General features: G+C 72.5%; 19 protein-coding genes. 9 read left to right on the top strand and 10 right to left on the bottom strand.

The features are described 5' to 3' along the window. Positions 1-116 precede the first annotated feature (116 nt). From AB0G79_RS24240 to recX, 7 genes are all read left to right on the top strand, one after another. Positions 117-1,259 (top strand): AI-2E family transporter, encoded by a 1,143-nt coding sequence (locus AB0G79_RS24240; RefSeq protein WP_360809804.1) that lies wholly within the window; start codon positions 117-119, stop codon positions 1,257-1,259. Between the two features lie 72 nt (positions 1,260-1,331). Next, positions 1,332-2,012: a VanZ family protein gene (locus AB0G79_RS24235; protein ID WP_360809763.1), complete on the top strand. Its 681-nt coding sequence runs from the start codon at positions 1,332-1,334 to the stop codon at positions 2,010-2,012. A gap of 9 nt (positions 2,013-2,021) precedes the next feature. Further along, the gene (locus AB0G79_RS24230; RefSeq protein WP_360809761.1) at positions 2,022-2,771 is read left to right on the top strand and encodes a response regulator transcription factor; all 750 of its coding nucleotides are present in this window, start codon (positions 2,022-2,024) and stop codon (positions 2,769-2,771) included. After that, a complete protein-coding gene (locus AB0G79_RS24225; RefSeq protein WP_360809759.1) occupies positions 2,764-3,855 on the top strand; it encodes a HAMP domain-containing sensor histidine kinase in 1,092 nt (363 codons plus the stop codon). The genes AB0G79_RS24230 and AB0G79_RS24225 overlap by 8 nt, the downstream gene beginning before the upstream one ends. Positions 3,856-3,889: 34 nt before the next feature. After that, the gene (locus tag AB0G79_RS24220; protein ID WP_360809758.1) at positions 3,890-4,702 is read left to right on the top strand and encodes an SGNH/GDSL hydrolase family protein; all 813 of its coding nucleotides are present in this window, start codon (positions 3,890-3,892) and stop codon (positions 4,700-4,702) included. Between the two features lie 208 nt (positions 4,703-4,910). Then, positions 4,911-6,047, top strand: a complete 1,137-nt coding sequence (gene recA / locus AB0G79_RS24215) for a recombinase RecA (protein ID WP_360809756.1) — start codon at positions 4,911-4,913, stop codon at positions 6,045-6,047. Between the two features lie 4 nt (positions 6,048-6,051). Then, positions 6,052-6,618 carry a recombination regulator RecX gene (recX, locus tag AB0G79_RS24210; protein ID WP_360809754.1) on the top strand — a complete coding sequence of 189 codons (567 nt, stop codon included), beginning with the start codon at positions 6,052-6,054 and terminating at the stop codon, positions 6,616-6,618. Between the two features lie 68 nt (positions 6,619-6,686). Here the strand turns inward: recX and AB0G79_RS24205 are convergent, their stop codons facing one another. From AB0G79_RS24205 to AB0G79_RS24170, 8 genes are all read right to left on the bottom strand, one after another. Beyond that, entirely contained in the window at positions 6,687-7,115 is a 429-nt protein-coding gene (locus AB0G79_RS24205) for a rhodanese-like domain-containing protein (protein ID WP_360809802.1), read from the bottom strand. Then, positions 7,106-7,684 (bottom strand): cysteine dioxygenase, encoded by a 579-nt coding sequence (locus tag AB0G79_RS24200; RefSeq protein ID WP_360809753.1) that lies wholly within the window; start codon positions 7,682-7,684, stop codon positions 7,106-7,108. Before AB0G79_RS24200 ends, AB0G79_RS24205 begins: the two co-directional genes overlap by 10 nt. Before the next feature lie 99 nt (positions 7,685-7,783). Further along, positions 7,784-7,855, bottom strand: coding sequence for a putative leader peptide (locus AB0G79_RS24195; protein ID WP_317453359.1), 72 nt, complete (start codon positions 7,853-7,855; stop codon positions 7,784-7,786). Between the two features lie 48 nt (positions 7,856-7,903). Continuing rightward, entirely contained in the window at positions 7,904-9,697 is a 1,794-nt protein-coding gene (locus AB0G79_RS24190) for an FAD-dependent monooxygenase (RefSeq protein ID WP_360809752.1), read from the bottom strand. A gap of 201 nt (positions 9,698-9,898) precedes the next feature. Then, complete coding sequence (locus AB0G79_RS24185) at positions 9,899-10,810, bottom strand: amino acid ABC transporter permease (protein ID WP_360809750.1); 912 nt, start codon at positions 10,808-10,810, stop codon at positions 9,899-9,901. After that, a complete protein-coding gene (locus AB0G79_RS24180; RefSeq protein ID WP_360809748.1) occupies positions 10,807-11,481 on the bottom strand; it encodes an ABC transporter permease subunit in 675 nt (224 codons plus the stop codon). Before AB0G79_RS24180 ends, AB0G79_RS24185 begins: the two co-directional genes overlap by 4 nt. Before the next feature lie 153 nt (positions 11,482-11,634). Further along, positions 11,635-12,456 carry a glutamate ABC transporter substrate-binding protein gene (locus tag AB0G79_RS24175; RefSeq protein WP_360809746.1) on the bottom strand — a complete coding sequence of 274 codons (822 nt, stop codon included), beginning with the start codon at positions 12,454-12,456 and terminating at the stop codon, positions 11,635-11,637. Positions 12,457-12,531: 75 nt separating this feature from the next. Further along, positions 12,532-13,317, bottom strand: coding sequence for an amino acid ABC transporter ATP-binding protein (locus AB0G79_RS24170; RefSeq protein ID WP_360809744.1), 786 nt, complete (start codon positions 13,315-13,317; stop codon positions 12,532-12,534). 291 nt (positions 13,318-13,608) lie between these two features. On the opposite strand from AB0G79_RS24170, the gene AB0G79_RS24165 reads away from it, so the two are divergent. Together AB0G79_RS24165 and AB0G79_RS24160 are read left to right on the top strand one after the other, a co-directional pair. Continuing rightward, entirely contained in the window at positions 13,609-14,322 is a 714-nt protein-coding gene (locus AB0G79_RS24165) for a response regulator transcription factor (RefSeq protein ID WP_360809742.1), read from the top strand. Positions 14,323-14,340: 18 nt separating this feature from the next. Then, a complete protein-coding gene (locus AB0G79_RS24160; RefSeq protein ID WP_360809740.1) occupies positions 14,341-15,762 on the top strand; it encodes a HAMP domain-containing sensor histidine kinase in 1,422 nt (473 codons plus the stop codon). A 58-nt stretch (positions 15,763-15,820) separates the two neighbouring features. On the opposite strand, the gene AB0G79_RS24155 is transcribed toward AB0G79_RS24160, so the two are convergent. Continuing rightward, positions 15,821-16,819: a TAXI family TRAP transporter solute-binding subunit gene (locus AB0G79_RS24155; protein ID WP_360809738.1), complete on the bottom strand. Its 999-nt coding sequence runs from the start codon at positions 16,817-16,819 to the stop codon at positions 15,821-15,823. A 437-nt stretch (positions 16,820-17,256) separates the two neighbouring features. Further along, positions 17,257-18,234, bottom strand: coding sequence for a zinc-binding dehydrogenase (locus AB0G79_RS24150; RefSeq protein WP_360809736.1), 978 nt, complete (start codon positions 18,232-18,234; stop codon positions 17,257-17,259). Positions 18,235-18,289: the final 55 nt, after the last annotated feature.

The raw sequence follows: 18,289 nt of genomic DNA, 5'->3' as shown, positions 1-18,289 counted from the left end.
CGGCCCCGGCCACTGCCCCGGCCACCGCCGCGGCCCCGGCCTCCGCGGCTGCCCCGGTTGCCCTGGCCGGTCCGGACCGCCCGGGCGGTCCGGACGAGCCCTCGGACCCGACCGGTGTGACGGGCCCGCCGCCGCGCATGCCGCGCTGGCTGCCGCGCGCGTTCGTCCTGGCCCTCGCGCTCTACGCCTGTTTCCAGCTGGGCAGCTGGGCCTTCCACCAGCTCGTCGGACTCCTCGTCAACATCCTGCTCGCGTTCTTCCTCGCCCTCGCCATCGAGCCGGCCGTCGGCCGCATGGCGGCGCGCGGGATGCGCCGCGGTCTCGCCACCTTCCTCGTCTTCTTCGGCGCCCTCGTCATCAGCGTCGGCTTCGTCGTCCTCCTCGGGTCGATGCTCGCCGGGCAGATCGTGGACATGGTCGAGAACTTCCCCAAGTACCTCGACTCACTGATCAAGTGGATCAACGAGAGCTTCCACACCGACCTGTCCAGAGTCGAGGTCCAGGACAGCGTCCTCAGTTCCGACTGGCTCCAGAAGTACGTGCAGAACAGCGCGGCGGGCGTGCTCGACGTCTCCGCCACCGTCCTGGGCGGCCTCTTCAGGCTCCTCACGATCTTCCTGTTCTCGTTCTACTTCGCCGCCGACGGGCCCCGGTTGAGGCGGGCGCTCTGCTCCGTCCTCCCGCCCGCCCGGCAGGCCGAGGTGCTGCGCGCCTGGGAGATCGCGGTCGACAAGACCGGCGGCTACCTCTACTCGCGCGGCCTGATGGCCCTGATCTCGGGCATCGCGCACTTCATCCTCTTCGAGATCCTCGGCGTGCCGTACGCGCCGGCGCTCGCCGTCTGGGTCGGCCTCGTCTCGCAGTTCATCCCGACCATCGGCACCTACCTCGCCGGTGCCCTGCCGATGCTGATCGCCTTCACCGTCAACCCCTGGTACGCGCTGTGGGTCCTCGGTTTCGTCGTGGTCTACCAGCAGTTCGAGAACTACGTGCTCCAGCCGAAGCTGACGTCCAAGACCGTGGACATCCACCCGGCGGTGGCCTTCGGCTCGGTGATCGCGGGGACGGCGCTGCTCGGGGCCGTCGGCGCGCTGATCGCGATCCCGGCCGTCGCGACCCTGCAGGCCTTCCTCGGGGCGTACGTGAAGCGGTACACGGTGACGGACGACCCGCGCGTCCACGGTCACCGGCGGTACGGCGAGGCGGTCGTGGCGCGGCTGCAGAAGGCCCTGCACCACAAGAAGGACACGACGACCTGACGGGGGCGGGTATCGCGGACGTATCGAAAACCGCATACGCCCCGGCAACGGCCCGTCGGGTGGGATGAGCGCATGAACCGCGCCGCCCGCACCTCGCCCCCGTCGCCACCGCTCCGCCTCACGCGCGCGCGTGCGCTCGCCGGTCTCCTGGTCCTCGGCCTGGCGGGCGCGCTGTACGCCGTACGGCGTCCGCTCATGATGTCCGCGCCGAGGTGCGCGGCCGGACAGTGGCACGGGTGTCTCGACACGTTCAACGGCGTCGTCCTGATGACCCTGGTGGGACTGCCCCTGGCCCTCGGCGCGGCGTGGCTCCTGGCCCGGCGCCGGCGGGCATCGCCCCGGCGGATGTCGCTGGCCGAGGTGGGCATGGTCTACGGGACGGTGCCGTTCCTCTGGCTGACGACGATGCCGGGCGCGGGGGCGGGCGTCGTCCCCGGCCGGGTGAGCCTGGTGCCGCTGCGGGACCTGGTCACCATGGGGCCGCTCGGCATCGCCGGCAACCTGCTCGTCTTCGCGTCGCTGGGGTTCTTCGCCCCGATCCGCCTCGCCGCCCTGGCGTCCGTACCGCGCCTGCTGGCGCTCGGGGCGGGCTGCTCGCTCCTCGTCGAGGCCGTGCAGTACGCGCTGCGCCTCGACCGGGTGTCCTCCGTGGACGACGTCCTGGTCAACGCCGTCGGAGCCGTACTGGCCGGACTCGCCTCGCGCCGCTGGTGGCGCACGGCTCCGTCGGCCGTCCCCGCGGCTCATGCTTAGGCTGCGGACATGCGCGTACTCATCGTGGAGGACGAGCCGTACCTCGCGGAGGCCGTCCGGGACGGGCTGCGGCTTGAGGCCATCGCCGCCGACATCGCGGGCGACGGCCACTCCGCCCTGGAACTGCTCGGCGTCCACACCTACGACATCGCGGTCCTGGACCGCGACATCCCCGGGCCCTCGGGCGACGAGGTCGCGCGGCGCATCGTCGCCTCCGGCAGCGGCATCCCGATCCTCATGCTCACCGCCGCCGACCGGATCGACGACAAGGCCTCCGGTTTCGCCCTCGGCGCCGACGACTACCTCACCAAACCGTTCGAGCTGCGCGAACTCGTCCTGCGGCTGCGGGCGCTCGACCGCAGACGCGCGTACGCCCGTCCACCGGTGCGCGAGATCGCGGGGCTGCGGCTCGACCCCTTCCGCCGGGAGGTCTTCCGCGACGGCCGGTACGTCGCCCTGACCCGTAAGCAGTTCGCCGTCCTCGAGGTCCTCGTCGCCGCCGAGGGCGGGGTCGTCAGCGCCGAGGAACTGCTCGCCCGCGCCTGGGACGAGAACGCGGACCCCTTCACCAACGCCGTACGGATCACGGTCTCGGCGCTGCGCAAGCGGCTGGGCGAGCCGTGGGTCATCGCCACGGTCCCCGGCGTCGGCTACCGGATCGACGGCGGTCCGGCCGGGCCCGCGGTCCCCGCGGCCCCGAGGGACCCCGCAGCGCCCACGGACCCCGTGCCGCCCGAATCGGGCGGCACGCGTGCGTAGACGCCCGGGACCCAGCGTCCGGCTGAAACTCACCCTCAGCTACGCCGGGTTCCTCGCCCTCGCCGGAGCCCTTCTCCTCGCCGTCGTGTGGGGATTCCTGCTGCGGTACGTCCCCGACACCTCGCAGGGCCTCCTCGGCGTCTCGCCCAACCGCTACCTCCTGGTGCGGACCTTCGCCCCCGCGGCGGCGCTGGCGATGGCCTTCCTGCTCGTCTTCGGCCTCGTCGGCGGATGGTTCCTCGCCGGGCGGATGCTCGCACCGCTCACCCGGATCACCGCGGCGGCCCGGACGGCCGGCGAGGGGTCGCTGTCGCACCGGATCGCCATGGGCGGGCGGCAGGACGAGTTCCGCGAACTCTCCGACGCCTTCGACTCGATGCTCGGACGGCTCGAGTCGCACGTCGCCGAGCAGCGGAGGTTCGCCGCGAACGCCTCGCACGAACTGCGGACGCCGCTGGCCGTCTCGCAGGCCCTGATCGACGTCGCCCGCAGGGACCCCGCCGCGGACAGGGACGAGCTGCTCGGGCGGCTCCAGACGGTCAACACGCGGGCGATCGGCCTCACCGAGGCCCTGTTGCTGCTCAGCCGCAGCGAGCGGGGAGCCTTCACCCGCGAGGACGTCGACCTCTCCCTCGTCGCGGAGGAGGCCGCCGAGGACCTCCTGCCGCTCGCCGAGCAGCGCGGGATCACGCTCGACGTCACCGGCGGCGCCGCGCGGACCGGCGGCTCGGAGGAGCTGCTGCTGCGGATGGTGACGAACCTCGTCCAGAACGCCGTGGTGCACAACCTCCCGGTCGGCGGCGCCGTGACGGTCCACACCGAGGAGCGCGGCGGCGTGAGCGTCGTCCGGGTCGAGAACACCGGCCCTCGCGTCCCGCCCGAGCTGCTTCCGACCCTCACCGAGCCCTTCCGGCGGGGAACGGAACGCGTGCGCACCGACGAGCACGCCGGGGTGGGCCTCGGCCTGGCGATCGCGCACAGCGTCGTCCACGCGCACCAGGGGGCACTCGATCTCGCCGCCCGGGACGCCGGCGGTCTGGTCGTCACCGTCCGGCTCCCCGGGTTGTATAGTCAAAAAAGTTAATAGGTCGAAGAGGTCGTCGATAGGGGTGGGGTTCGTGTCGGACGGCAGGGGTGACGGCGGCGGCGCGTATCTGCGGTACGTGGCCCTCGGGGACAGTCAGACCGAAGGGGTCGGGGACGGGGACGACGTCGTCGGGCTGCGCGGCTGGGCGGACCGGCTCGCGGAGCGGCTCGCCGGGGTGAACCCGGGGGTGACGTACGCCAACCTCGCCGTACGGGGGCGGCTCGCCGGCCAGGTGCGGGAGGAGCAGCTCGCACCGGCCCTCGCGCTGCGTCCCGACCTGGCCACGGTCGTCGCCGGAGTCAACGACCTGATGCGGCCCGGCTTCGACGCGGACGTCACGGCGGGGCACCTGGAGGCGATGTTCGCGGAGCTCGTCGGCCGGGGCGCGCACGTCGCCACGCTCACGTTCCCGGACATCAGCCGGCTGATCCCGCTGGCCAGGCCGCTCGGATCACGTGTCGAGGATCTCAACCGGCGCATCCGCGAGGCGGCGCGTCCGCACGGGGTGACCGTCGTGGAGACCTCGGGGCATCCGGTCGTCACCGACCCCCGGCTGTGGAGCGCCGACCGGCTGCACGCCGGTCCGCTGGGACACGCGCGGATCGCCGCCGCGGTCGCCCAGGCGCTGGGGCTGCCCGGCAGCGACGACGCCTGGACCCGCCCGCTGCCCCCGCCGCTCCGCCCGGCCCCGACGGGGCTGCGCGCGGCCGGCGCCGAGCTGCGCTGGGCCGGGGCCTTCCTCGGCCCCTGGGTGGGGCGGCGCCTGCGGGGGCGTTCCTCGGGGGACGGGCGGCGGGCCAAGCGCCCGGAGCTGCTGCCGGTGCTGCCGGTGGCGGTGGTCTGACCCGGTTTGCCGGGGTCCGCGTGGCGCGCTTGACACTGAAATCGAACATCCATTCTCATGAAGGTCCGGCCCTGGGAAAACACGGGTTCGCCGGCGGTCCGCCGACGAGTTGTCCACAGGTCGGAGGGGACGTCGGGGCCCATTGTCAGTGGCAGGGGTTAGCGTCTTTCACATGAAGCGATCGACTCAAGCAAACCGGGTGGAACCCATGGCAGGAACCGACCGCGAGAAGGCGCTCGACGCCGCGCTCGCACAGATTGAACGCCAATTCGGCAAGGGCGCCGTGATGCGCATGGGCGACCGTACCCAGGAGCCGATCGAGGTGATCTCCACCGGATCGACCGCGCTCGACATCGCGCTCGGCGTCGGCGGTCTGCCGCGCGGCCGTGTCGTGGAGATCTACGGCCCGGAGTCCTCCGGCAAGACGACCCTGACCCTGCACGCCGTGGCCAACGCGCAGAAGGCCGGCGGCCAGGTCGCCTTCGTGGACGCCGAGCACGCCCTCGACCCCGAGTACGCCAAGAAGCTCGGCGTCGACATCGACAACCTCATCCTGTCCCAGCCGGACAACGGCGAGCAGGCCCTCGAGATCGTCGACATGCTGGTCCGCTCCGGCGCCCTCGACCTCATCGTCATCGACTCCGTCGCCGCGCTCGTCCCGCGTGCGGAGATCGAGGGCGAGATGGGCGACTCGCACGTCGGCCTCCAGGCCCGACTGATGAGCCAGGCGCTCCGGAAGATCACCAGCGCGCTCAACCAGTCCAAGACCACCGCGATCTTCATCAACCAGCTCCGCGAGAAGATCGGCGTGATGTTCGGCTCGCCGGAGACCACGACCGGTGGCCGCGCCCTCAAGTTCTACGCGTCGGTGCGTCTCGACATCCGCCGCATCGAGACCCTGAAGGACGGCACGGAGGCGGTCGGCAACCGCACCCGCGTCAAGGTCGTCAAGAACAAGGTCGCGCCCCCGTTCAAGCAGGCCGAGTTCGACATCCTCTACGGCCAGGGCATCAGCCGCGAGGGCGGCCTGATCGACATGGGCGTGGAGCACGGCTTCGTGCGCAAGGCCGGCGCCTGGTACACGTACGAGGGCGACCAGCTCGGCCAGGGCAAGGAGAACGCCCGCAACTTCCTGAAGGACAACCCCGACCTCGCCGACGAGATCGAGAAGAAGATCAAGGAGAAGCTCGGCGTGGGCGTCCGGCCGCAGGCCGGAGCGGCCGAGGCCGCCGCGGACGCGACGGCCGGTGCCGACGCGGCCGGCGCGGACGACGCCGCCAAGACCGTCCCGGCACCCGCGACCAAGACCGCGAAGGCGACCAAGGCCACCGCGGCCAAGAGCTGAACCGGTGACCGGTCGCACCGAATGGCCGGGTGACGGCCCCGACTCGTCGAGGGCCGAGAAGGAGCCGTCACCCCAGGATCCGGCCGAGCGGGCGCGCGCGATCTGCCTGCGCCTGCTCACCGGAAGCCCCCGCACGCGCAAGCAGCTGGCCGATGCCCTGCGCAAGCGGGAGATCCCCGACGAGGTGGCCGAAGAGGTCCTCTCCCGCTTCGAGGACGTCGGTCTCATCGACGACGCCGCGTTCGCGGGGGCCTGGGTGGAGTCCCGCCACCACGGGCGTGGCCTCGCCCGCAGGGCCCTCGCCAGGGAGCTGCGCACCAAGGGAGTCGAGCCCGCCCTCGTGCAGGAGGCGGTGGACCAGCTCGACTCCGAGCAGGAGGAGGCCACGGCCCGCGACCTCGTCGCCCGCAAGCTGCGCTCCACGCGCGGTCTCGAGCGGGACAAGCGGCTCCGGCGGCTCGCCGGGATGCTCGCCCGCAAGGGCTATCCCGAGGGCATGGCCCTCCGCGTCGTCCGCCAGGCGCTGGAGGCCGAGGGCGAGGACACGGACGGCCTGGACGAGCCCTTCTGAAGTCCTTCTGACATCCCGGGGGGGGGAGTGGGAGAAGGACCCGTCCAGAGGGGGAGCGGTCGCGTCCGTCAGTCCCGGGTGGCGGCCGGGAGCAGGACCGGCAGACCCGCGGCCTTCCAGGCCTGGAAGCCGCCGATGAGGTCGGTCGCCCGGTGCAGGCCCAGGCGGCGCAGGGAGTCGACCGCCAGGGACGAGGCGTAGCCCTCGTTGCAGAGGACCACCACCCGCAGGTCGTGGCTGTCCGCCTCCGGCGCGCGGTGGCTGCCCAGCGGGTCGAGCCGCCACTCCAGCTCGTTCCGCTCCACGACCAGCGCGCCCGGGATCAGCCCGTCCCGGTCCCGCAGGGCCGCGTAGCGGGTGTCCACCAGGAGCGCGTCACCCGCCTCGTAGGCCGCGTGCGCGGCGGTCGGGGAGATCCGGTCGATCTCCGACCTGACCCGTTCGAGCAGCTCGTCGATGCCCACGTGTTCCCCGCTGCGTTCCTCGCTCACTGCCAGTCCTCCGGACGCTCGACGTGCTCAAGACGGAGTACCGCGCCCGCCCGGCTGAAGCGCCGGATCAGCGGGAGCGGCGGGTAGTACGCGTGCACCGACACCGCGTGGGCGTCCGGGGACTCGTTGAACACCTCGTGCACGTGGTGCCGGCCGAAGGCCCGGCCGTCGCCCTCCGCCAGGCGACGGGAGCGGTCGACGCCGTCGGCCAGTTCCAGGGTCTTCCAGCCGCCGGCCGGCAGCCGCACCGCCAGCGAGCGCTCGGTCAGCGTGCCGCGCGCGGTGGCGAAGGCGCCCAGGGACTCGGCGTGGTCGTGCCAGCCGGTGCCCGTACCGGGCGGCCAGCCGATGAGCCAGGCCTCGCTGCCGCCGGGCCCGTCGAGCCGTACCCAGGTACGCCCCTCGGGATCGAGCGGCAGGGAGTCGACCAGTTCGCGGTCGGCGGCCGTACGGCGGGCGAAGTCGAGCAGCTCGGCGGCTGTGGGGGCCGCGGGGCGGTAGCCCGGGAGGGCGGCAGGGGAGAGGGAGGGAGCGGGGGAGGGGGAAACGGGGGAGGGGGAGACGCGCTGGGGCACGGGTGGACCGTCCTGTGGGTTCGCGAAGAACGCGCGCGGCGGCATCGGGCACGCGGACGGCATGCGTCGGCGGCGGGGCGCGCGGGGAAGGGGGCGAAGTCAGCAGGAGGGGCGACACGTGCAGCCCGCGTAGCGGACCAGGTCCATATGGACCCTCCGCCACAGGCGCACATCGGTGTCGATCACGCTTCGGAGTACATCACGCGCCTCCGCGCGGAATCAATGCATGTCCGCCGTACGGTCCCGATCCGCGGACGCGTCGACCGGCTCGTCGCCCGACGCGTCGGCCGTGTCGCCCGAGGAGGCGGCGGTCTCCTGCACCGGGAGGACGACCTCGGCCGCGGCGTCAGGCACCTCGGCCGCCACAGCCACCTCAGCAGCCTCGGGAGCCTCGCCGGTCTCGCCGCTGGAGGAGCCGCCGCGGGCCGCGTCCGCCGCCGCGTACAGCTCCTCCGGCCGTACGCCCGAGAACGCGGCGACGAGGTGCCCGTCGGGCCGTACGAGCAGGACGGCGTGGGCCTGGGCACCCGGATAGGCCTCGGTCACCAGGGTCTCGGCCTTCATCGGCAGCCCCTGGACCGCCTCTTCGAGCCGGGGCATCATGCCGGCGCTCCGCCAGTGCCGCCGGTCCCACACCCCGGTGCCCGGCGCCACGAGGAGGACCAGGAGGCGGCCCTGCCCGAGCCGGTCCCTGAGCCGTACGGTCGAGCCGTCCGGCGCGGTCACCCGGACGTCCTCGACCGGGGCGCCCTCCGGCGTGCCCACCGGGATCCGCCCCTCGGTGACCTCGGGCGCGAGCGGGGAGTGCGGGTACGCGGCGGGCGCGCCGAGCGGCCCGCGCCCCACGTGCCCGTCGGTCAGCAGGGCGTCGTGCCCGCGCGAGGCCCCGGGGAGGTAGGCCCGCAGGCCACCGCCGCCGCGCAGCACGGGCAGCGACTGGTCCGCCGCGCGCAGCCGGGTGGCGACGGCCGTCCGGCGCTCGCTCTGGTAGCTGTCGAGCAGCCGCTCCGAGCCGCCGTGGTGCCAGGTGTGGGCGAGCTTCCAGGCGAGGTTGTCGACGTCCCTGAGCCCCTCGTCGAGGCCCTGGGTGCCGACCGCGCCGAGCAGGTGCGCCGCGTCGCCCGCGAGCAGCACCCGGTCGACGCGCCAGCGCCGGGCGAGCCGGTGGTGCAGGGTGTGGACGCCGGTGTCGATGAGTTCGTACGGCGGGGTCGCCCCGTCGCACCAGCCGGCCAGGGTCTCCCGGATACGGGTCACCAGGGCGTCCGGGGTGACGAGGTCGCCGCGCGGCGGGAGCAGCCAGTCGATCCGCCACACGCCGTCGGGCAGCGGGCGGGCGGTGATCTCCTCGCCGCTGCCCCGCCACGGGGGCTGACGGTGCAGCAGGGCCTCGCCGGGCCACGGCAGTTCGGTGCGGAGCGCGGCGACCGCGTGCCGCTCCACCGCCGTACGGCCGGGGAAGCGGATGCCGAGGAGCTTGCGGACGGTCGAGCGGGCCCCGTCGCAGCCGACCAGGTGGCTGCCGCGCCACCAGGTGCCCTCCGGGCCCCGGGTGTGCGCGGTGACCCCGTCGCGGTCCTGCTCGATCGTGTCGAGCCGGGCCTCGGTGACGACCGTGACGAGCTTCTGGTGGGCGATGGCGTCGCGCAGCCCGCGCGCGAGGGCGTGCTGGGGGATGTGGAGCGGCGCGGCCGGGGACGCGGGCGAGTCGGGGTCCTCCGCCCACTCCTCCGTACCGCCGAGGCCCAGGTCGAGCGCGGTGTGGCGCATCACCTGGCGGCGGCGGAGGCTGCGCCAGCCGACCCAGCGGAGGCCTTCGTCACGGAGGGTGGTGCAGCCGAGGCGCTCCACCATGGCCGCCGTGTCGGCGCGCAGGACGACCGTCCGCGCGGGGCGGGGGTCCTCCTTGCCGGAGCCCTCGTCGAGGACGAGGCTGGGCACGCCCTGGGCGGCGAGGGCGAGGGAGAGCGCGAGGCCGACCGGCCCCGCACCCACGACGATCACCGGGTCCACGGCGCGGCTCCTGACGGCCGGACGGTCATGGGGGCAGCACAGCTGAGTGTGGCACGAGCCCGGTGGTTGATCACAGAACGTATGCAACCCACTGAGGGTGCTTGCGTCAAGTGACGGGGTGGGCGCGGTGCGGCTGACCTGTGGTCAGTACCGCTCCGGCCCACCCGTGTCGTCCAACGAGGCGGTTCCGTCCGGCCTCGGTCAGGCGCCGGTGGCGGCCTCGGCCGCGGCGCTCCCGGCGTCCGCCGGAACCCCGCCGCCCTGCGCCGGGACGATCGCGGTCGCACCGGGGCCCTTCTTGCCCGTGCGGATCCGCTTCTCCAGCCGGCTCGCCAGCGTGGTGAGGGCGAAGTTGATGGCGATGAAGATCAGCGCGATCACCGTGAGGGTGGCGATCGTGTTGGCGCCGTAGTTGGCCGTGATCTGCCGGTTCTGGCTGAGCAGGTCGGCGAAGCCGAGCATGGCGCCGCCCAGCGCGGTGTCCTTCACGATCACGACGAGCTGGCTGACCAGGGCCGGGAGCATGACGGTCACGGCCTGCGGCAGCAGGACGTACAGCATGGTCTGCCCCTTGCGCATGCCGAGCGCGACGGCCGCGTCGCCCTGGCCCCGGGGGAGCGAGAGAACGCCGGCCCGGACGACCTCGGCGATGACCGAGGCGTTGTAGAGCACCAGGCCGGTGACGACGGCGTACAGCGGGACGTAGTCCGAGCTGACGGCCGTGAACTCCCGGTAGGCCTGGGCGGCGAACATCATCAGGAGCAGGACGGGGATGGCGCGGAAGAACTCCACGACCGCGCCGACGGGCACCCGCACCCAGCGGTGGTCGGAGAGCCGGCCGAGGCCGAGGGCGGCGCCGAGCGGCAGCGCGATGAGGATGGAGAGGGCCGCGGCCTTGAGGGTCTCCACCAGGCCGGGCAGCAGGTACGTCGTCCAGACCTGGGAGTCGGTGACGAACGGCGTCCACTTGGCGGCGTCCAGCTGGTTCTTCTCGGCCAGGGCGGCGAGAACCCACCAGGCGAGCGCGGCCATCGCCGCGAGGAACACGATCGTGTAGATCACGTTCCGCTGTTTGGCGCGCGGGCCGGGGGTGTCGTACAGGACGGAGCTCATCGCTTCACCGCCAGACGCTTGGCGGCCCAGCCGAGCAGCAGGCCGGTGGGGAGGGTGAGGACCATGAAGCCGAAGGCGAAGAGGGCGAAGACGGCGAAGAGCGAGTCGGCCTCGTTCTCGACCATCTCCTTCATCAGGAGCGCCGCTTCGGCCGCGCTGATCGCCGAGGCCACGGTGGTGTTCTTCGTGAGCGCGATCAGCACGTTGGCGAGCGGGGTGATCGCGGCGCGGAAGGCCTGCGGGAACACGATCAGGGAGAGGACCTGGGTGAAGCTCAGGCCGAGCGCGCGGGCCGCCTCCGCCTGCCCGGGAGGGACGGTGTTGATGCCGGAGCGCAGCGCCTCGCAGACGAAGGTGCCGGTGTACGCGACGAGCCCGAGGACCGCGAGCCGGAAGCCGATGTCGTCGGAGCGGTCGCCGCCCAGCGTGACGCCGAGCGTCTGGTTGAGGCCCAGGGAGCAGGCCACGATGACGACCGTCAGCGGGGTGTTGCGGACGATGTTGACGTACGCGGTGCCGAAGGACCGCATCAGCGGGACCGGGCTGACCCGCATGGCGACCAGCGCCGTCCCCCAGGCGAGGGAGCCGATGGCCGAGTAGAGGGCGAGTTTCGCCGTCACCCAGAAGGCGCCGAGCAGGTCGTACTGCCCGGAATCAAGAAAGTCGAACACGATGCTCCGCGCTCTCCCCTGGTGGTCGGTCGGTGTGGAGGCCGTCTGAAGAGCCGGCCGGTGCCGCGGTGACGGCCGCTCCCGGGGGAGGGCCGTCACCGCCGAGGCGGGGGTCGGATCAGCTCCGACCGCGGCTGCCTCTGGAGACCGCGACTACTTCTGGACGGCGGGCGCGGGCTCGTACTTGTAGCCCGAGGGGCCGAAGTGCTCCTTGACGAGCTTCTCCCACGTGCCGTCGGAGACCATCTTCTCGAGGGCGGTGTTGATCTTGCCGCGGAGCTCGTCGTCGCCCTTCTTGAGGCCGATGCCGTAGTTCTCGTCGCTCATCTTCAGGCCGGCGAGCTTGAACTTGCCCTGGTGCTCCTTCTGCGAGGCGTAGCCCGCGAGGATGGAGGCGTCCGTGGTCAGGGCGTCGACGGCCTTGTTCTCCAGGCCGGTGAGGCACTCGGAGTAGCCGCCGAGCTGCTGGAGGTCGGCCTTCGGGGCGAGCTTCTCCTTGACGTTCTGCGCGGAGGTCGAGCCGGTGACCGAGCAGAGCTTCTTGGAGTTGAGGTCCTCGACCTTGGTGATCGAGTTGTCGTCGGCGCGGACGAGGAGGTCCTGGTGGGTCAGGAAGTACGGACCCGCGAAGTCGACCTCCTTCTTGCGCTTGTCGTTGATCGAGTAGCTGGCGACGACGAACTTGACGTCACCGTTCTTGATCAGGTTCTCGCGCTCGGCGCTCGGCGCCTGCTTCCAGTTGATCTTGTCCTCGGAGTAACCGAGCTCCTTGGCCACGTACTTGGCGACGTCGACGTCGAAGCCGGCGTACGTGCCGTCCGGCGTCTTCAGGCCGAGGCCGGGCTGGTCGAACTTGATGCCGACGGTGATCTTGTCGCCGTTGCTGCCCGAGTCGGAGCCGCCGCCACAGGCGGTGGCGGTCAGCGCGAGGACGACGGCGGCCGCGGAGGCGGTGACGGTGGTGCGCAGCTTCATGGAGGAAAAGTCCTTCGGGTAGAAGTGAGTCGAGGCGAGGGAATCCCCAACTCGCCCATTAAGACAGGATCTTGCTCAGTGGTGCAGGATCTTCGAGAGGAAGTCCTTCGCCCGGTCGCTGCGCGGGCTGCTGAAGAACTCCTCGGGCTCCGCCTGCTCGACGATGCGGCCGTCGGCCATGAACACCACGCGGTTGGCGGCGGAGCGGGCGAAGCCCATCTCGTGCGTCACGACCACCATCGTCATGCCGTCCCGGGCGAGTTGCTGCATGACCTCGAGGACTTCGTTGATCATCTCGGGGTCGAGGGCCGAGGTCGGCTCGTCGAAGAGCATGACCTTCGGGTCCATCGCGAGCGCGCGGGCGATCGCCACGCGCTGCTGCTGACCGCCGGAGAGCTGCGCGGGGTACTTGTCCGCCTGCGAGCCGACGCCGACCCGGTCCAGCAGTTCGCGGGCCTTGGCCGCGGCGGCGGTCTTCTCCGTCTTGCGGACCTTGACCTGACCCAGCATCACGTTCTCGAGCACCGTCTTGTGCGCGAACAGGTTGAAGGACTGGAAGACCATGCCGACGTCGGAGCGCAGCCGGGCGAGCTCCCTGCCCTCCTGGGGCAGCGCCTTGCCGTCGATGGTGATGGTGCCGGAGTCGATGGTCTCCAGGCGGTTGATCGTGCGGCACAGCGTCGACTTGCCGGACCCGGAGGGTCCGATGACGACCACGACTTCGCCGCGGGTGATCGTCAGGTCGATGTCCTGGAGGACGTGCAGCGCGCCGAAGTGCTTGTTCACCTCGGAGAGGACGACCAGGTCGTCCGCGCCGCGCGGGGCGTCCTCGGGACCCTTGGACACTGACACTCCGCTCATGGGCCTCTTGCTCCGTCCTGCTCGGTTGGGGAGGACACTAGAGACCCGACGAGACGACCGTCATCACATCTGAGCGGAAATTGAGGATAACGATCCGGTCGCAACCGGGCACACTGCGTGAAGGACGTGTGCGGGTCGTACCGGGTGGATAACGAAAAACGCCGGGGTCGCAGGGGGAGACTTGACTGCGACGGTGATGATCGGCGTTCATGCCCTGGTACCACCGCGTACACACGGACCGCCCTCGTGCACACGGCACGGACCGCTCGACCCCCTCAGGAGGAGGTAGCCATGCGACTGCTGCTCGTCGAGGACGACGACCACGTCGCCGCCGCCCTCTCCGCGATCCTGGCCCGCCACGGCTTCACCGTCACCCACGCCCGCAACGGCGAGGAGGCGCTCCAGGCCGTCCTGCCCACCGCGCAGGGCGAGCGGCCCTCGTACGGCGTGATCCTGCTCGACCTCGGCCTCCCCGACCAGGACGGCTACCAGGTCTGCGGCCGCATCCGGAAGCTCACCACCACCCCGGTGATCATGGTGACGGCCCGTGCCGACGTACGGTCCCGGATCCACGGCCTCAACCTCGGCGCCGACGACTACGTCGTCAAGCCCTACGACACCGGCGAGCTCCTCGCCCGCATCCACGCCGTCAGCCGGCGCCACGGCGGGGCGGAGGAGGCGGCGGGCGCCGCCGGGACGGCCGAGGGACACCTGCTGCGGCTCGGTTCGGTGACCATCGAGCTGCCCACCCGGCGGGTCAGCGTCGACGGCGAGGCCGTCGCCCTCACCCGCAAGGAGTTCGACCTCCTCGCGCTCCTCGCCCAGCGCCCCGGGGTCGTCTTCCGCCGCGAGCAGATCATCAGCGAGGTCTGGCGCACCAGCTGGGAGGGGACCGGCCGCACCCTGGAGGTGCACGTCGCCTCCCTGCGCTCCAAGCTGCGGATGCCCGCCCTGATCGAGACCGTGCGGGGCGTCGGCTACCGCCTCGTCGCCCCCGCCGCGTAACCCCCGGCAGGCCCGCCCGTGCGCACCCGACTCCTCCCCCTCCTCATCATCCTGATGGCGGGGGTCCTGCTCGCCCTCGGCTTCCCGCTGGCGGCCAGCCTCGCCGCCTCCGAGCAGCAGCGGGTCGTCGTCGACCGGCTCGACGACGGCGCTCGGTTCGCCGCGCTCGCCCAGTTCGTCGGCGACGGCAACCCGGGACTCGACGAGCGGCGCGCCACCCTCGGCGGTGAACTCGCCAGCTACCACGACGTCTACGACATCCGTGTCGGCATCTTCTACCGCGACAACCGTGCGATGGCCGCCGCCCCCGAGGACTGGGTCGTACCGTACGAGGGGGAGGGCCGTCGCGCGTTCCGGGAGGCGCTGCTCGGGCGCCGCAGCCACGACCCCCCGCAGGTGTGGCCCTGGCAGCGCGACGCGCGGCTGATCGTCGCCTCGCCGGTGGTCCGCGACGGCGACGTCGTCGCCGTCGTCGTCACCGACTCGCCCACCGGGCAGCTCCGCTCGCGCATCCTGCGCGGCTGGCTCGTCATCTTCGTCGGCGAGGCCGTCGCGATGCTGGTCGCCGTCGGCGCGGCCGTGCGGCTCACCGGCTGGGTCCTGCGGCCGGTCCGCGTCCTCGACTCCGTCACCCACGACATCGCCACCGGCCGCATGAACTCCCGGGTCGCCGCCGCCGGCGGGCCGCCCGAACTGCGGCGCCTGGCCCGTTCGTTCAACGAGATGGCCGACAACGTCGAGGACGTGCTCGAACAGCAGCGGGCCTTCGTCGCCGACGCCTCCCACCAGTTGCGCAACCCGCTGGCCGCGCTGCTCCTCCGCATCGAGCTCCTCGCGCTCGAACTCCCCGAGGGGAACGAGGAGATCGCCTCCGTACGGACCGAGGGCAAGCGCCTCGCCCAGGTGCTCGACGACCTCCTCGACCTGGCCCTCGCCGAGCACCAGGCGGCCGAGCTGCGGCTCACCGACGTCGGCGCGCTCGCGGCGGAGCGGGTCGCGTCCTGGCGGCCGGTCGCCGACGACAAGGGCGTGCGGCTGACCGGCGCGGGCGGGGCGGTCACGGGCTGGGCGGACCCGGTGGCCCTGTCCAGCGCGCTCGACGCGGTGATCGACAACGCGCTGAAGTTCACCCCGGCCGGGGAGGAGGTCACCGTCACCGTCTCGGCCGCCCCGGGCGGGCGGACCGTCGACGTCGTCGTGGCCGACCGGGGGCCCGGTCTCACCGAGGACGAGCTCACGCGCGTGGGCGACCGCTTCTGGCGCTCGGGCCGCCACCAGAACGTCAAGGGCTCGGGCCTCGGCCTCTCCATCACGCGCGTGCTGCTCACGGCGGGCGGCGGCGGCATCTCCTTCGCCCCGAACGAGCCGCACGGGCTGCGGGTGACGGTGACGGTCCCCCGTCAGGCGCCGAAGCGGTGGAACGGCCAGGGGTACGCCTGAGGGTCGCGGAGGCGGCCGGGGAAGTCGCCGCCGGACGCGTCGCGGGAGCCCGTACGGCTCAGGGCTTCACCGAGCGGTAGTACCGCCGCGCGCCCTCGTGGAGCGGCAGGGGGTCGGTGTAGACGGCGGTCCGCAGGTCCACGAGCTGGGCGGGGTGGACCTTGGCGCCGATGACGTCACGGCTCCCGATCACCGTACGGGTGAAGCCCTCCACGAGGTCGGGATCGGCCTCGACGGTCGTGACGAGGAGGTTGGCGACGGCGAGCGTCTCGACCTGGTCGCCGTTCCGCACCTCCGTGTACGCGTCCCGGGGAATCGTCGCCGACCGGTAGTGGCGGGTCGAGTCGCCGACGTCGTGCAGCCGGCCGACCAGGGCCTTGTCCAGCGGGATCAGCCGGATCTCGAAGCGCGCGGAGAGCTTCTGCACCGCCTCGGTGGGCAGGCCGCCCGACCAGAAGAAGGCGTCGAGATCACCGTTCTCCATCCGCGTCGGCATCGTGTCGATGCCCGCCGAGACCGGTTCCACGTCCCGTACGGGAGTGAGGCCCGCCGCCGCGAGGACCCGGTCCGCGATGAGCCGCACACCGGAACCCGGCTGTCCGACGCCGACCCGCAGTCCCCGCAGGTCCTGCGGCTTCCGCACCGGCGAGCCCGTGGGCACCACGAGCTGCACGTAGTCGTCGTACAGCCGCACGCAGCCCCGCAGCCGCTCGAAGCCGGGCCGGCGCTCGCGCACGTACTGGGCGACCGCGTCGGCCGTCGCGACGGTGAAGTCCGCCTGGCCCGTGGCCACCCGCGCCAGGTTCTCCTGGGAGCCCTCGCTGGTCTTGAGCGTTATCGAGACCTCGGGCAGATCCTCGGCGAGCGCGCCCTTCAGCAGCTCCCCGTACTTCTGGTAGACGCCGCTGTTGACGCCCGTGCTGAAGGTGACCGGGCCGCTCGGGACGGGGGAGCCGAAGGGCGCGATCCACCACACGACCACCCCGCACAGCGCGAGCAGCGCGGCCGACAGCGCCAGGAGGCGGCGGCGGGCGGCACGGGAGAGCGAGGCGAGCATGGGGCGATCCTGCCAGCTCACCTCGGCGGCTGGCCAGGGACGACGGGGGAGGACCGGTGTGACGTGAGACGGCGCCCTCCGCCCCTCCGGAGTCCGGGACGACGCCGAGCCCGGCCCCCTCCGGAGTCCGGGACGACGCCGAGCCCGGCCCCCTCCGGCTCCGCCGAAGCGGTGAGCGGCCCCGGAAGCGCGTACCGCGGCGTGTGTCCTGCGGGAGCGTCCCGGCCCCTCCGGCTAGCGTCGGAGCGCGCTCGGCGATCTTGAGGACCGTCCCCGGTCCGCCCCTGGCACCGCGACCGGGCGCACCCACGCCCCCGTCCGCTCCGCCCGACCCCGCCCCGGCACTCCCGGGACCGCCTGTCCTGGTCACCATGACCAGCAGCAGCGACCGGAGTCCCGCAGTGAGCGTTGAAGGATCCAAGCTGCCCCTGTGAACGTCAGGCGTCGCCGGCGGTGTGGGCGACGAGGTTGCTTCCCCGCGGCATGGACCGGCTGCCCCGTCCTTCGGGGGGCCGGAGGACGATCTTGCCGGTGGTGCGGCGTTCCCGCAGGTCGATGTGGGCCTGGCGGGCGTCGGCGAGCGCGTACTCGGTTCCTGTCACGGGGCGCAGCCGTCCTTGGCGTGTGAGGTCGAGTAGCTGCTTCAGCGGGCCGCTCAGTGCCTCGGGGCGTGCGAGCGTCGGACGCAGCCAGAAGCCGACGACGGAGGCGTTGAGGCGGCTGAGACGGGCGGGATCGAGCGGGGGGTGGGGGATGCGGGAGGCGTTGCCGTAGGTGACGAGTCGACCGAAGTCGGCGAGGGACTCCAGGGCCTGTTGGAACAGGGTGCCGCCGGCCGCGTCGAGGATGATGTCGGCCCGCTGGGGCAAGGGATAGCGCGCTGTGCCGTCGGCGCCCAGGTCGAGGGCGAGCCGCTCCTTGTCGGGGTTCGAGGCCTGCGCGAGGACGAGGCCTGCCCCGAACTCCTTGGCCAACTGGACCGCGAGGCTTCCCACGCCGCCCGCGGCCGAGTGGACGACCACGCTCTCCCCGGGCTGCAGGCGCGCGGCGGACCGCAGCAGGTGCCAGGCGGTGAGGCCCTGTGTCAGCAGGGCGAGCGCCTGTGGGGCCGTAATGTCGTCAGGGATCGGGATGAGGGCGGACTCCGTGCAGAGGACCTGCTCGGCGTATCCGTGGGTGACTTTGGCGAGAACCCGACGGCCGTCCTCGGTGCGGCCGACGACCTCGCCGCCGGGGATGTGGGGCAGTTGGGAGGCGTCCAGGTACGAGCCGTCGGTCTGGAAGGTGTCGGCGAGGTTGACGCCGGCGGCTTCCACGGTGATGACGGTCTCGCCGGGCCCCGGTACGGGGGCGGGGACATCGACGGGTGTGAGGACTTCGGGGCCGCCGAAGCGGTCGAACCGTATGGCGAGCATCAGCAGGCACGCTATCTGTCGGCCCGGTCTCCGGGGCGCGGTCGTTCGGATCACG

The organism is Streptomyces sp. NPDC020807 (assembly GCF_040641575.1).
Taxonomy (GTDB): Bacteria; Actinomycetota; Actinomycetes; order Streptomycetales; family Streptomycetaceae; genus Streptomyces.
The sequence above is the reverse complement of the archived record's forward strand: the minus strand, read 5'-3'. Positions and strand labels throughout refer to the sequence as shown.

Excerpts from the sequence above, each read along its gene's own strand:
- AB0G79_RS24235 (WP_360809763.1), top strand. The coding sequence starts at position 1,332 with ATGAACCGCGCCGCCCGCACCTCGCCCCCGTCGCCACCGCTCCGCCTC.
- AB0G79_RS24230 (WP_360809761.1), top strand. The coding sequence starts at position 2,022 with ATGCGCGTACTCATCGTGGAGGACGAGCCGTACCTCGCGGAGGCCGTC.
- recA (WP_360809756.1), top strand. The coding sequence starts at position 4,911 with ATGGCAGGAACCGACCGCGAGAAGGCGCTCGACGCCGCGCTCGCACAG.
- AB0G79_RS24185 (WP_360809750.1), bottom strand. The coding sequence starts at position 10,810 with ATGAGCTCCGTCCTGTACGACACCCCCGGCCCGCGCGCCAAACAGCGG.
- AB0G79_RS24175 (WP_360809746.1), bottom strand. The coding sequence starts at position 12,456 with ATGAAGCTGCGCACCACCGTCACCGCCTCCGCGGCCGCCGTCGTCCTC.
- AB0G79_RS24170 (WP_360809744.1), bottom strand. The coding sequence starts at position 13,317 with ATGAGCGGAGTGTCAGTGTCCAAGGGTCCCGAGGACGCCCCGCGCGGC.
- AB0G79_RS24165 (WP_360809742.1), top strand. The coding sequence starts at position 13,609 with ATGCGACTGCTGCTCGTCGAGGACGACGACCACGTCGCCGCCGCCCTC.
- AB0G79_RS24155 (WP_360809738.1), bottom strand. The coding sequence starts at position 16,819 with ATGCTCGCCTCGCTCTCCCGTGCCGCCCGCCGCCGCCTCCTGGCGCTG.
- AB0G79_RS24150 (WP_360809736.1), bottom strand. The coding sequence starts at position 18,234 with ATGCTCGCCATACGGTTCGACCGCTTCGGCGGCCCCGAAGTCCTCACA.